Annotated in this window: 12 protein-coding genes and 2 pseudogenes; 9 read left to right on the top strand and 5 right to left on the bottom strand. The window is 70.1% G+C overall.

All coding sequences use genetic code 11. From position 1 onward, the window contains the following. Nucleotides 1-49 precede the first annotated feature (49 nt). The 3 genes and pseudogenes from QQK29_RS02495 to galE form a co-directional block, all read right to left on the bottom strand. Nucleotides 50-919 carry a glycosyltransferase gene (locus tag QQK29_RS02495; protein ID WP_284297510.1) on the bottom strand — a complete coding sequence of 290 codons (870 nt, stop codon included), beginning with the start codon at nt 917-919 and terminating at the stop codon, nt 50-52. 182 nt (nt 920-1,101) lie between these two features. After that, nucleotides 1,102-1,434 carry a WhiB family transcriptional regulator gene (locus QQK29_RS02500; protein WP_284297512.1) on the bottom strand — a complete coding sequence of 111 codons (333 nt, stop codon included), beginning with the start codon at nt 1,432-1,434 and terminating at the stop codon, nt 1,102-1,104. A 183-nt stretch (nt 1,435-1,617) separates the two neighbouring features. After that, nucleotides 1,618-2,585, bottom strand: a pseudogene (gene galE / locus QQK29_RS02505) (UDP-glucose 4-epimerase GalE). A gap of 232 nt (nt 2,586-2,817) precedes the next feature. Between galE and QQK29_RS17695 the strand changes: the two are divergent. Both QQK29_RS17695 and QQK29_RS17700 read left to right on the top strand, forming a co-directional pair. After that, nucleotides 2,818-3,120, top strand: coding sequence for a helix-turn-helix domain-containing protein (locus tag QQK29_RS17695; protein WP_348533783.1), 303 nt, complete (start codon nt 2,818-2,820; stop codon nt 3,118-3,120). A 37-nt stretch (nt 3,121-3,157) separates the two neighbouring features. After that, nucleotides 3,158-3,769: a GlxA family transcriptional regulator gene (locus QQK29_RS17700; protein WP_348533784.1), complete on the top strand. Its 612-nt coding sequence runs from the start codon at nt 3,158-3,160 to the stop codon at nt 3,767-3,769. A gap of 222 nt (nt 3,770-3,991) precedes the next feature. Here QQK29_RS17700 and manA read toward each other — a convergent pair whose 3' ends face one another. After that, nucleotides 3,992-4,912 carry a mannose-6-phosphate isomerase, class I gene (manA, locus tag QQK29_RS02515; RefSeq protein WP_284297514.1) on the bottom strand — a complete coding sequence of 307 codons (921 nt, stop codon included), beginning with the start codon at nt 4,910-4,912 and terminating at the stop codon, nt 3,992-3,994. Between the two features lie 143 nt (nt 4,913-5,055). On the opposite strand from manA, the gene QQK29_RS02520 reads away from it, so the two are divergent. Next, on the top strand, nt 5,056-6,234 hold the full coding sequence (locus QQK29_RS02520) for an acyl-CoA dehydrogenase family protein (protein ID WP_284297516.1): 1,179 nt from the start codon (nt 5,056-5,058) through the stop codon (nt 6,232-6,234). A gap of 29 nt (nt 6,235-6,263) precedes the next feature. Here QQK29_RS02520 and QQK29_RS02525 read toward each other — a convergent pair whose 3' ends face one another. Continuing rightward, nucleotides 6,264-7,064 carry a methyltransferase domain-containing protein gene (locus QQK29_RS02525; protein ID WP_284297518.1) on the bottom strand — a complete coding sequence of 267 codons (801 nt, stop codon included), beginning with the start codon at nt 7,062-7,064 and terminating at the stop codon, nt 6,264-6,266. 53 nt (nt 7,065-7,117) lie between these two features. Between QQK29_RS02525 and QQK29_RS02530 the strand changes: the two genes are divergently transcribed. The 6 genes and pseudogenes from QQK29_RS02530 (at nt 7,118) to QQK29_RS02555 (ending at nt 12,494) form a co-directional block, all read left to right on the top strand. Then, nucleotides 7,118-7,243 carry a hypothetical protein gene (locus QQK29_RS02530; protein WP_284297520.1) on the top strand — a complete coding sequence of 42 codons (126 nt, stop codon included), beginning with the start codon at nt 7,118-7,120 and terminating at the stop codon, nt 7,241-7,243. Beyond that, nucleotides 7,210-8,370 (top strand): O-antigen ligase family protein, encoded by a 1,161-nt coding sequence (locus QQK29_RS02535; RefSeq protein ID WP_284297522.1) that lies wholly within the window; start codon nt 7,210-7,212, stop codon nt 8,368-8,370. The genes QQK29_RS02530 and QQK29_RS02535 overlap by 34 nt, the downstream gene beginning before the upstream one ends. A 43-nt stretch (nt 8,371-8,413) precedes the next feature. Continuing rightward, nucleotides 8,414-9,730, top strand: a complete 1,317-nt coding sequence (locus QQK29_RS02540) for an O-antigen ligase family protein (protein WP_284297524.1) — start codon at nt 8,414-8,416, stop codon at nt 9,728-9,730. 80 nt (nt 9,731-9,810) lie between these two features. Further along, nucleotides 9,811-10,413 carry an acyltransferase gene (locus tag QQK29_RS02545; RefSeq protein ID WP_284297526.1) on the top strand — a complete coding sequence of 201 codons (603 nt, stop codon included), beginning with the start codon at nt 9,811-9,813 and terminating at the stop codon, nt 10,411-10,413. Continuing rightward, nucleotides 10,410-11,505 (top strand): annotated as a pseudogene (locus QQK29_RS02550) (DegT/DnrJ/EryC1/StrS family aminotransferase). Before QQK29_RS02545 ends, QQK29_RS02550 begins: the two are co-directional and overlap by 4 nt. Continuing rightward, nucleotides 11,505-12,494 (top strand): Gfo/Idh/MocA family protein, encoded by a 990-nt coding sequence (locus QQK29_RS02555; protein WP_348533785.1) that lies wholly within the window; start codon nt 11,505-11,507, stop codon nt 12,492-12,494. Before QQK29_RS02550 ends, QQK29_RS02555 begins: the two are co-directional and overlap by 1 nt. Nucleotides 12,495-12,497 lie beyond the last annotated feature (3 nt).

Genomic DNA, 12,497 nt, shown 5'->3' on the forward strand with positions numbered 1-12,497 from the left:
CGCATGCGCAGCGGGTCGACCGCGCGCCATCCCGCGGAACGCGCGCGCCTCAGCCGCGAGCGCGCCCCGGCACGCTGCCGTCGAAGGCCGCGCGGAACGCGGCCGAGATCTCGCCCGGAACCGCGCCCGGGCGCTTGGCCAGCAACTGCACGATCGAGCGCAGGAGGGCGAGCGGCAGCAGGCTCAGCCAGTGCAGCGGCACCGCGAGCGCGGGCGCGTACACGAAGCGACGGTGCAGTTGCGCCGTGCGGGCGATGCGGCGACGCACGCGCGCGGATGCCGGCCGCTTGCGGGCGACGTCCTCCGGCCGGCGGGCGCGCTCGACGCGGGCCGCGGGCACGCGCACCACACGATGACCCGCGAGCCGCACCCGCACGCCCAGGTCGAGCCCGGCATCCGCCGACGGCAGCCCGGAATCGAGGCCGTCGACGGTCTGCCACACGCCGCGGCGCACGATCGCGCCGTCGACGGCGACGGCGAGCACATCGGTGACGGAGTCGTACTGGGCCTGATCGAGCTCGTCATCGACGAGGGCGACGGTTGCGCCGAGGCCCGACATCGTGACGCCGAAGGAGCGCAGTCGTGCGTGGTCGTCGGGGTCGACGAGTTTGGGGCCGGCGACGGCGACGGACGGCGCCACCTCGACGGCGGCGAGCAGCGCCTCGAGCGCATCGGGTGCCGGCGCGGAGTCGGCACGCAGCAACCAGAGCCACTCCTGGGCGCCTTCGGCGGGGGCGCGGCCCGCAACGCCCGGGCGATGCCGACGCCGAAGGTGCCTCCCGTGGCGGTGACCACCTGCGTCACCCCGGCACGTTCGAGGTCCTCGGGCGTGAAGTTCGTGGTGGGCTCGGCGACGACGACGAGCGCGTCGGGACGGCGCGTCTGGCTGGCGAGGGCGGCGAGGGTTCGGTCCAGCCACCGGTCGCCGTCGTGGACGACGAGGATCGCAGTGACTCTGGGCATCGCTCCCACGCTAGGCGGGGGTCACCGGATCGGCCGCATCGCCACGCCCGTTCGGAGCCAGCTGCCTCCGATCGTGTCACGCCGGTTGAGGAGCGACCGCGCAGCGGCCGCGTCTCGAAACCGGCGTCGCGGGTGCCTCTACGCCGTGCGACCGCGGCGCAGCTTGCGGCGCTCGCGCTCGCTCAAGCCGCCCCAGATGCCGAAGCGCTCATCGTTCTCGAGTGCGTACTCGAGGCACTGAGCGCGCACCGCGCATCCCGTGCAGATGCGCTTCGCGTCGCGCGTCGAGCCGCCCTTCTCGGGAAAGAAGGCCTCGGGATCGGTCTGCGCGCAGAGCGCGTCACTCTGCCACGCGAGCGGGTTGTCGTCCTCGTCGACGGCGGCCGTGGCGGGGCGCAGCCCCGGCATGCCGAGCCGAACGGGGTCGACGAACCAGTCCTCGGGGACCGAGGGACGATAGTCGTTCCCCATGTTTCCGCCCTCCCCTCGCGACACCGGCCGTCACGTTCCTGCTAATTACACTCGTGTCATTCATCCGCGTCAAGTCGCGGAATGGTACTCGTGCCGCATCCGGGCGTGTCGCGACGCGCCGTGGAGTCCGGGTCTCAATTGGAACTCGAAGGTTCCCCGCCCCGCCCTGAGGCCTCGCTGCCCTCAGGTCTCGAGGCTCGCGGTACGAGCGGCCCACGCGCTCGCGACCATCTCGTCGAGCGTGTGCCGCATCCGCCAATCCAGGTCGCGCGCCGCCAGCTCACCGGATGCGACGATGCGTGCCGGGTCGCCGGGGCGCCGCGCACCGATCTCGGGGGTGAACGCGATGCCCGTGACGCGCGCCATGGCATCCATGATCTGCTTCACGGATGCGCCGTCGCCGCTGCCGAGGTTGTAGGCGGCCTCGAGGGGCGCCCCGCGAGCAGTGCCTGAGCAGCCGCGACGTGCGCGAGCGCGAGATCCGCGACGTGCAGGTAGTCGCGCACGTTGGTGCCATCGGGTGTCGGGTAGTCGTCGCCGTTGATGCGGGGCGTACGGCCCTCGACGAGCGCGTCGAAGACGAGGGGGAAGAGGTTGTGCGGGCTCGTGTCGTAGACGTCGGGGTAGCCCGAGCCGACGACGTTGAAGTAGCGCAGCGAGGTATGCGCGAGCCCCGTCGCGACACCCTGGTCGCGCAGCAGCCACTCGCCGATGAGCTTGGACTCCCCGTAGGGCGAGGTGGGGCTCTTCGGGGTGTCCTCGGTCACGAGGTCTTGATCGGTGTTGCCGTAGACCGCCGCCGACGACGAGAAGACGATGCGGCCGACGCCCGCCTCATGCATGGCCGCGAGCAGCACGCGGGTGCCCTCGACGTTCTGCTGGTAGGTGTGCAGCGGCTTCTCGACCGAGACGCCCGCGTACTTGAATCCGGCCACGTGGATGACGCCATCCGCCCGGTGGTACCGCAGGGTGTCGAGCACAAGGCCGCCGTCGAGGATGCTGCCGTGCACGAACGGCACGTCGGGTGCCACGAAGCGTCGGTGGCCGCTCGAGAGGTCGTCGATCACGACGGCCGCGAGGCCCGCCTCCTGCAGGGCACGAACCACGTGCGCACCGATGTAGCCGGCACCACCGGTCACGAGCCAGGTCATGCTTTCAGGCTAGCGGGCGGCGCCGGTGCCGTCCGCCCCTCCGTCCGTGCGCCCACCCCTCCCCCTTTGTGTCGAAAATGCAGGAGAACCCGGGCGTGTCGCGCCGGCGATGCTCGCATCCACACGGATGAGCTCTCGGCACTCCTGCATTTTCGACAAACAGGCGGGTGCGCCGCAGTTCCTGCAGGTGGCATGATGTTGAGTGCCGTCAAAAAACAGCCAAGGAGTCGGGATGCTCAAGAAGGTCGTCTGCCTCGCCCTGCCGGGTACCGCGCCGTTCGAGTTCGGCGTCGTGTGCGAGGTGTTCGGGATCGACCGCAGCGAGATGGGCGGCCCGAGCTTCGACTTCGCGATCGCCACCGCCGACCCCGGGCCCGTCGTCACGAGCCTCGGCTACTCGATGAACATCGAGAACGACCTCTCAATCGCCGCGGATGCCGACCTGATCGCCGTGCCTGCCCACCAGATCGGCGTCGTCGACGAGCGCTACCTCGACGTCGTGCGCGCCGCCGAGGCGCGGGGGCCTGGGTGCTGAGCGTGTGCTCGGGCGCCTTCGTGCTCGCGCAGGCGGGGTGCTCGAGGGGCGGCGCGCGACCACCCACTGGATGCACACCGAGCGCCTCGCCCGCGAGTTCCCCGGCACCGTGGTCGACCCGGATGTGCTGTTCGTGCAAGACGGCAAGGTCGTGACCGGCGCCGGTACGGCGGCCGGCATCGACGCCGCCCTGCACATCGTGCGCGAGGAGTACGGCGCGACCGCCACCAATGTGATCGCCCGCCGCATGGTCGTGCCGCCGCAGCGCGACGGCGGCCAGTCCCAGTACATCCCGACGCCCGTGCCCGAGTGCCGCAGCGACTCGTTCGCGCTCGTCACCGAATGGATGCTCGAGAACCTCGACCAGGACCTCACGGTCGACCAGCTCGCCCGTCGCGCGCTCATGTCGAGCCGCACCTTCGCGCGCCGCTTCCGTTCCGAGACGGGCACGACACCCGCCGCCTGGCTGAACCGTCAGCGCATCCTGCGAGCCCAGCAGGAGCTGGAGCAGACGGATGACGGTCTCGAGCAGATCGCCCAGCGCTCCGGCTTCGGCACCGCGGCCGTCATGCGCCACCACTTCCTGAAGGTGCTGCAGACGACGCCGACCGCGTACCGGCGCACCTTCGGGGCGCGCGCCGCGAGCTGAGGGGCTCGCGACGGTCGGGCGACCTACTCCCCGTCGACGCGACGAACACGGTGCCGGCACCGCGGATCCCGAGCCACTGCTCGTCGGCCACGAACACCGCCTGGCCGCGACCGACCGCGGGCCCGCCCTCGAGCGAGACCTCACCATCCGTGCACAGCACGATGGCGGGGCCACCGAGGCGCACCTCGACCCCGCGCTCCGCGGCGGCGCGCGAGACGACCGTCATCTCGAAGTCGGGCACGGGCGGGCGGAACGCGAGCACCCCTCCTCGAGCTCCTGCGGTGCGAGGTATGGCGCGGGCGCCGGCCGGAAGTCGAGCACCTTGAGCAGCTCGGGCACATCCACGTGCTTGGGTGTCAGCCCGCCGCGCAGCACGTTGTCGCTCGAGGCCATGAGCTCGATGCCGAGCCCCTCGAGGTAGGCGTGGATGTTGCCCGCGGGCAGGTAGAGCACCTCCCCCGGGTGCAGTTCCACCGTGTGCAGCAGCAGCGAGAGGGCGATGCCGGGGTCGCCCGGGTAGTGCTCGGCGAGCGTGCGCACGGTCTGCCAGCTCGGCCCGTCGACCGTGGCGGAGGCCTCGACGACCGCATCCACGACATCCGCGACGCCCTCGCCCCGGCCGATGAGCCAGGCGAACACCGCCTCGATCGAGGTGTCATCGACGAGGCGATCGACGAGGGGGCGGATGCGCGGGTCGTCGGCAACCGGCGCGAGCACCGCACGCGTCTCGGCGACCGGCCGGAACCCGGAGAGCGCCCGGAACGGCTCCGACAGGGCGTAGATGAGCTCGGGCTTGTGAAAGGCGTCCTTATAGTTGCGCGTGGGGGCATCGAGCGAAACCCCGGCGGCGTTCTCGCGCGCGAAGCCCTCCTCGGCCTGCTCAGGGGTCGGATGAGCCTGCAGCGACAGCGGTGTGGCCGCGGCGAGCACCTTCAAGAGAAACGGCAGGCGCCCCTCGACGAGGTCGAGCAGGGTGCGCTCCTCCCCCGGCGCTCCCACGACGCGGGCGGGTGAACCCGGGTGTGCGCCGAGCCACAGCTCCGCCTGCGGCCCGCCGGTGGGCGCCGTACCGAGCAGCTCCGCGATCGCGGTGGTCGAGCCCCACGCGTAGTCGCGAGGCTCGTTGGTGATCTCGACGAACATGCGGGCTCCTGTCACTCGGCGGATTGGACCAAACTACCAATCGGCTTGGGTTGCCGGCCCAGCCCCCGTAGGCTCCGGATGCCCGCATCCGCCCGCTGCGCGCGGTCGCGGACGCCCTCATCCGGAACAAGGGAGTCACCCGCATGTCCTTCACGCCGCTCGCCAGCGACTTCTACGGCTTCGAGGCGAAGCTCACAGAGACCGAGCGCGAGGCGCTCGCCGGCATTCGCTCCTGGCTCGAGACCGACGTCAAGCCTCTCGTGAACGACCACTGGGATCGCGCCGAGTTCCCGCACGAGATCCTGCCCGCCTTCCACCGCCAGCCCGCGTTCGGGATGCAGTGGGACGAGACGAAGTCGTTCGAGAACTCCGCGGTCTACCGCGGCTGGGTCGCGCTCGAGCTCGCGCGCGTGGACGCCTCGATCGCCACCTATGTCGGGGTGCAGAACGGGCTCGCGCTCGGCGCCGTCGCCGTATGCGGATCGGCGGAGCAGCGCGCCGAGTGGCTGCCGAAGCTCACCGACGGCTCGGTGATCGGCGCGTTCGGGCTCACCGAGCCGCTGTCGGGCTCCGACTCCGCCCAGGGCCTGCGCACGACTGCCACGCGCGAGGGCGACGAGTGGGTGCTCAACGGGTCCAAGCGCTGGATCGGCAACGCGACCTTCAGCGACATCACGGTGATCTGGGCGAAGGACACCGCCGACGGCCAGGTGAAGGGCTTCATCGTGCCGACCTCGACGCCGGGCTACACGGCCACCAAGATCGAGCGCAAGCAGGCGCTGCGCATCGTGCAGAACGCCGACATCACGCTCGAGAACGTGCGGGTTCCCGAGAGCCTGCGCCTGCAGAACGCGAACTCCTTCCGCGACACCGCCGCCGTGCTGCGGCTGACCCGCGCCGAGGTCGCCTGGGCGGCCGTCGGCGTCGCGGTCGGGGCGTACGAGGCGGCGCTCGCCTACACGCAGGAGCGCATCCAGTTCGGCGCGCCCATCGCATCCCACCAGCTCGTGCAGCAGCACCTCGCCGAGATGATGGGCAACATCACGGCATCCGTCGCGTTGTGCACGCGTGTCTCGGAGATGCTCGACGAGGGCACGCAGAAGGACGAGCACGCGGCCCTCGCCAAGGCCTTCGCCACGACGCGGATGCGCGAGACCGTCGCGCGGGCACGCGAGGTGATGGGCGGCAACGGCATCGTGCTCGACTACGACGTGACGCGGTTCTTCAACGACGCCGAGGCGCTGTACTCCTACGAGGGAACCCGCGAGATGAACACGCTCATCGTCGGGCGGGCGCTCACCGGCAAGGCTGCCTTCGTGTGAGGCCCAGCTGATCCAGGACCCCGCAGCGCTCAGCCGCGCGCGATGATCTCGCCGTGCGGCAGGATCATCCAGCCGTCGGGGTCGTCACGCCAGGCGAGCCACCCCTCACGGATGGCGGCAAGGGTCGCGGTGTCGCCGAGGCCGCGCTGCACGACGCCCGTGGCGAACTCCGACTCGACGGTGCGGTCGGCCCAGAGCCCACCCCACCAGTGGCGATCCGTGTCGTCCTCGAAGCACCACACGGATGCGCCGGCATCCACCGTCGCGAAACCCGCCTGGCGCGCCCACGCCTTGAGGTGACGGCCGGCATCCGGAGTTCCGTGGTTTTCTCGCGCGAGCTGCTGGTAGGTGATGCTCCAGAGTTCGAGCCCCGGGCGCGTCGGTGCGACGATCGCGCCCGCATAGTCGCAGTCACGGGAGGCCACCAGACCGTCAGGCGAGACGAGGCCGCGCCAGGCGGCGAGTGCCTCGATGGGCCGCCCCAGGTGCTGCAGCACCTGGTGGGCATGCACGACGTCGAAGGACCCGTCGGCGAAACCGGGCTCATAGGCGTCGGCCACCCGGAACTCGACATTGTCGACACCCTGCGCGTTCGCGAGGCGCGTGCCCTCGGCCACCACGTCCTCCGACGCGTCGATGCCGATCACCTTGCCCGGGTACACGAGCCGGGCGATGTCGACGGTGATCGTGCCAGGGCCTGAACCGACATCCAGCACCGACATGCCCGGACGAAGATGCGGGATGAGATAGGCCGCCGAATTCGCGGCGGTGCGCCACCGATGCGAGCGCAGCACGCTCTCGTGGTGGCCAAGTGTGTAACGCTCGGGCATGTCGAAAGCCTAAGCCGCCTGTCCGAGTGTTACCGCCCCGCTAGCCTGAACGCATGACTGCCGCGACGAGCTATCAGCGCGCCCTCGCGGTGCTCTGCTTTGCCGTGCTCGCAGCGGGGGACTTCTGGCGCTACCTGCTGAGCTGGTGGGGCTGGGGGCGCTCGCCGTGCTCATCGTGACCCTCTCGATCGTGGAGCTGGTGCGCCGCCGGGTCGACCCGCGCCGCCTGCCGTTCTGGCTGCTGCTCTTCCTCGCCTTCGCTAGCCTCTCGATCGCATGGTCGGCCTATCCCGGTGCCTCCGCACTCGGCGTGGTGCTGACCCTCGCCACCACCTCCGTGGCCGCCTTCCTCGCGACGTGTCTCACGTGGGAGGAGGTGCTCGAGACCTTCAGCGACACCATGCGCTGGGTGCTCGGGCTCTCGCTGCTGTTCGAGTTCATCGTCGCGGCGTTCGTGCGCCAGCCCGTGATGCCGCCCTGGGTCGACTACAGCGACCTGGAGAAGATCCCGAAGGCGTTCTACTGGTCGCGCAATCTGCTCTTCGAGGGCGGACGCATCCAGGGCATCGTGGGCAACGCGAACATCCTGGGCATGCTTGCGCTGCTCGCCCTCATCGTGTTCGTGTTGCGGCTCGCGGCGCGCAAGGGGTCACCGGTGTGGGGCTGGGCGTGGATCGTGGTGGCGGTGGTGACGCTCGCGCTCACGCGATCGTCGACCGTCATCGTGGCCGCCGCAGCCGTCGTGCTCGTCGCGGCCTTCCTGGCGATCGTGCGCAGCACCTCGGGCCGCGCCCGCCTCGCGGTGTTCGTGGGTGGCATCGCCCTCGCGATCGGGATGGGCGTCGTCGCCTTCATCGCGCGTGGCCCGCTGCTCGGCCTGCTCGGCAAGTCGAGCGACCTCACCAACCGCCTCGACATCTGGCAGACCGTGGGCGATCTCGCTCTGCAGCGCCCTGTGGCGGGCTGGGGCTGGGTGAGTTACTGGGTGCCGTGGGTGGAGCCCTTCGACGACCTCGTCGTGATCAAGGGCGTCACCTACCTGCAAGCGCACAACGCGTGGCTGGATGTCTTCCTCCAGTTGGGTGCGATCGGCGTGCTGCTGTTCGGGCTGCTGGTGCTCGGTGCCCTCGTGCGCAGCTGGGGCATGGCGGCCGAGCTCACCCGCATCCGCTACGCACACGCCGAACTGCGGCGGCCCGAGAACGCCGCCCCCTGCTGTTGCTCGTCGCTCTGCTCGTGCAGAGCCTCGCCGAGAGCCGGCTCATCATCGAGATCGGCTTCGCTCTGCTCGTCATCATCGCCGTGAAGAGCGGATGGCGTGACCCGGAACGCGCGGAGGCGGTCGAGACATGAGCACGCGCCCCGAACCGCACGAGGTGGCGGCGGCCTTCGCGGGCCTGCTGCGGAGCCCGCGGTTCTCGGCGGTGCTCGCGACGACGGGCGTCGGGATCGCGGCGCTCAGCTACCCGCTCATCCGGCTGACCGGCTGGGCGGGGTACCTGTCAGCGCTCGGCGGTCTCGTGGCGCTCATGGTCGTCGTGCTCATGGCCCGGCGCGCCGAGCTCGATCGCGAACTCCCGCCGCTCTCGCTGCTCGTGTTCCTCGGGTGGGCGGCGATCTCGGTGCTCTGGAGCGAGTACCAGTGGGTCACCCTGGGCGGTGTGGCCTATCTCGTCAGCTACGCCTTCGTCGGCGTCTTCATCGCCTACACGCGCGACACCATCCAGATCGTGCGCAGCTGGGGCGATGTGCTGAGGGTCGTGCTCGGTGCGTCGCTCGCGATCGAGATCTTCTCCGGCATCCTCATCGACGCCCCGATTCCGTTCCTCTCGGTGCAGGGCAACATCGCTGCGCTGGGGCCGATCTCGGGCGTGCTGCAGACCCGCAATCAACTCGGGCTGCTGGCTTTGGTCGGCGCGGTGAGCTTCGCGACCGAGCTGCGCACCCGATCCGTGCGGCCGCTCGTGGGGGTGCTCTCGCTCATCGGAGCCGCCGCGTGCATCGGGTTGACCCGCTCGGCGATCGTCATCGGCACCGCGGGCGTCGTGCTCGTCGCCGCCGCCGTGCTCTATGGCATCCGGCGCGTGCGGCCCGACCGTCGCCAGACCTGGCAGTTCGTGATCCTCGGGGTGGCGGTGGCGGTCATCATCGTGGGCTGGATCTTCCGCAGCCCCATCGTGAAGGCGTTCAACGCCGAGGGCGCGCTCGACTACCGCCTGCACCTCTGGCAGAAGATCGTGGCGCTGCTGCCGGGCAACACGATCGAGGGTTGGGGCTGGACCGGTCGCTGGCATCCGGATGTCGCCCCCTACCTCGCCTTGACGGTGGACGGCAATCGCCCGGCCTCGTCGGCGCTCAACGCCTTTCTCGACGTGTGGTTCCAGCTGGGCATCATCGGGCTCGTGATCTTCGTGGGGATGCTCGGGCTCGCCTTCACGCGTTCCTGGCTGCTGGCGGGGCGTCGCCGCAGCGTGATCTACGCCTGGCCGGCGCTCGTGCTCATCGCCCTGCTGCTCGTGTCGCTCGCCGAGAGCTCGATCCTGGTCGAGTTCGGATGGCTCACCTTCGTGGTGTGCTGCGTGACGGCGTCGCGGGAGCTCAGTTGGCGGTCGGCGCTGCGTACGCCGCCGGCGCCGGAGCCCCTGGAGTCGGAGCAGACGAGCTGACCCGCTGAAAGGGCTCAATGCAGAGCCGCTAGCATGGGAGATGGCCGCTCGGCCCCGTACCCGCACACCCTGGAGACCATGTGACCGCGTCCGCCTTCGTCCATGAGACCGCGGATGTCTCGTCGGATGCGTCGATCGGCGCAGGCTCGAAGATCTGGCATTACGCGCAGGTGCGGGAGGGCGCTCAGCTCGGCGAGAACGTCATCGTCGGGCGCGGCGCCTACGTGGGAACCGGCGTGGAGCTGGGCGACAACTGCAAGGTTCAGAATTACGCCCTCGTCTACGAGCCGGCCAAGCTCGCCAACGGTGTCTTCATCGGCCCGGCTGTCGTGCTGACCAACGACCATTTCCCGCGGGCCATCAACGCCGACGGGTCGCTCAAGTCGGCCCATGACTGGGAGCCGGTCGGCGTGACCATCGGCGAGGGAGCGTCGATCGGAGCGAGCGCTACCTGCGTCGCGCCGGTGACGATCGGCCGTTGGGCGCTCGTCGGATCCGGTGCGGTGGTCGTGAAGGACGTGCCCGACTTCGCACTCGTTGTCGGCAGCCCCGCCCGTCGTGTCGGGTGGGTGGGCAAGGCGGGTGTTCCGCTTGAGGTCGGCCCTGACGGCGAATGGACCTGCCCACAGACCGGTGAACGTTACGTCGAGACTGACGGCGCATTGAAAGAAGTGAATGCATGAACGACTTCATCCCTCCCGCCAAGCCGATCATCGGCGATGACGAGCGCGCGGCGGTCGACCGCGTTCTCCGCAGCGGAATGGTTGCACAAGGCCCCGAAGTCGCGGCCTTCGAGGCCGAGTTCGCCGCCCACTTCGTCGAAGGGCGGCCCACGGTCGCCGTGAACTCCGGCACCTCCGGGCTGCACCTCGGCCTGCTCGCCGTCGGGGTCGGAGCCGGCGACGAGGTCATCGTGCCGTCGTTCACGTTCGCGGCAACGGGCAACTCGGTCGCCCTGACCGGCGGCACGCCTGTGTTCGCCGACATCGAGCCGGAGACCTTCACGCTCGACCCGGCATCCGTCGAGGCGGCCATCACGCCGAAGACCAAGGGCATCATGCCCGTGCACCTCTACGGGCACCCGGCGCGGATGCGCGAGCTCGCCGCGATCGCGGAGAAGCACGGCGTGGCGCTCTATGAAGACGCCGCCCAGGCGCATGGCGCCTCGCTCGACAGTCGGCCCGTGGGCACCTTCGGTGAGTTCACCATGTTCAGCCTCTACCCGACGAAGAACATGACAAGCGGCGAGGGCGGCATGGTGACGTGCGCCGACGACGCGATCGCGCGCAACGTGCGCCTGCTGCGCAACCAGGGCATGGAGAAGCAGTACGAGAACGAGGTCGTGGGCTTCAACGCGCGTATGACCGACATCCACGCCGCGATCGGCCGCGTGCAGCTCACCAAGGTCGACGCCTGGACGGCGACCCGCCAGCGCAATGCCGCGTACCTCGACGCCCACCTTGCCGACGTGGTCGTGCCGCCGGTCGCCGAGGGCGCCGTGCACGTCTACCACCAGTACACGATCCGCGTCACCGAGGATCGGGACGGATTCGTGAAGGCGCTGCGCGAGGAGCACCAGGTGGGCAGCGGGGTCTACTACCCGATCCCCAACCACCGTCTCCTCGCTCGCGCCGTATGCGCCGGGCCTGGACCTTCCCGAGACCGAGCGCGCCGCCCGCGAGGTCGTGTCGCTGCCCGTGCATCCCTCGCTCTCGGATGCCGACCTCGAGCGGATCGTGACGGCCGTGAACACCGTGGCGAAGGCGGGAGCCTGATGACGCTGCGGGCGGGGCTCGTCGGCCTCGGGGTGATGGGCCGCAATCACGCGCGAGTGCTCGGCGGACTCGACGGGGTCGACTTCGTCGGCATCTTCGATCCGGCGCCGAACGTACCCGACACGGTCGAGGGCCATCCGGTCGTGCACGAGCTCGACGAGCTCATCGCACTCGGCATCGACTACGCCATCGTCGCAGCTCCTACGGTGTTCCACCTCGAGATCGGCACGCGCCTGGCCGAAGCGGGCATCCATGCCCTCATCGAGAAGCCTGTTGCTTCCACCGCCGAGGATTCGCGCGCGCTACGCGACCTCTTCGCGGCAAAGGGTCTCGTCGGTGGTGTCGGCCACATCGAGCGCTACAACCCGGCTCTGCAGGCCGCGCGCCAGCGCATCGCCGATGGGATGCTGGGCGAGATCTACCAGATCGCCACCCGCCGCCAGGGGCCCTTCCCGGGCCGCATCGCAGACGTCGGAGTCATCAAGGATCTCGCCTCGCACGACATCGACCTGACCGCATGGGTCGCCCAGCAGGAGTTCGTCTCGGTCAACGCGCGCACGACGCACCGCAGCGGGCGCCCGCACGAGGACATGGTGGTCGCCGTGGGCACGCTGAGCGGAGGCACGATCACCTCTCACACCGTCAACTGGCTGACGCCCTTCAAGGAGCGCGTCACGGTGATCACCGGCGAGAAGGGCGTGCTGGTCGCCGACACCCTGGCCGCAGACCTCACGTACTTCGAGAACGGCCGCATCCAGGTCTCCTGGGACCCGGGCGAGTTCCGTGGTGTCGCAGAGGGCGACTCGACCCGCTACGCACTCGACCGGAAGGAGCCTCTGCGTGCCGAGCACGAGGCCTTCCGCGACTCCGTACTCGCCGGTGAGGCGCGTGACATCGTCACCTTCGAGGAGGGGACGCGGGTCGTCGAGATCGCGGAGCGGATGGTGGCCGACGGTCTCGTGCGTCGAGTCGGGCTCGATTCCGTCTGAGCG

Source organism: Homoserinibacter gongjuensis (assembly GCF_030161875.1).
GTDB lineage: Bacteria > Actinomycetota > Actinomycetes > Actinomycetales > Microbacteriaceae > Homoserinibacter > Homoserinibacter gongjuensis.

Excerpts from the sequence above, each read along its gene's own strand:
- QQK29_RS02525 (WP_284297518.1), bottom strand. The coding sequence starts at position 7,064 with ATGCCCGAGCGTTACACACTTGGCCACCACGAGAGCGTGCTGCGCTCG.
- manA (WP_284297514.1), bottom strand. The coding sequence starts at position 4,912 with ATGTTCGTCGAGATCACCAACGAGCCTCGCGACTACGCGTGGGGCTCG.
- QQK29_RS02555 (WP_348533785.1), top strand. The coding sequence starts at position 11,505 with ATGACGCTGCGGGCGGGGCTCGTCGGCCTCGGGGTGATGGGCCGCAAT.
- QQK29_RS02540 (WP_284297524.1), top strand. The coding sequence starts at position 8,414 with ATGAGCACGCGCCCCGAACCGCACGAGGTGGCGGCGGCCTTCGCGGGC.
- QQK29_RS02520 (WP_284297516.1), top strand. The coding sequence starts at position 5,056 with ATGTCCTTCACGCCGCTCGCCAGCGACTTCTACGGCTTCGAGGCGAAG.
- QQK29_RS02500 (WP_284297512.1), bottom strand. The coding sequence starts at position 1,434 with ATGGGGAACGACTATCGTCCCTCGGTCCCCGAGGACTGGTTCGTCGAC.
- QQK29_RS17695 (WP_348533783.1), top strand. The coding sequence starts at position 2,818 with ATGCTCAAGAAGGTCGTCTGCCTCGCCCTGCCGGGTACCGCGCCGTTC.
- QQK29_RS02530 (WP_284297520.1), top strand. The coding sequence starts at position 7,118 with ATGACTGCCGCGACGAGCTATCAGCGCGCCCTCGCGGTGCTCTGCTTT.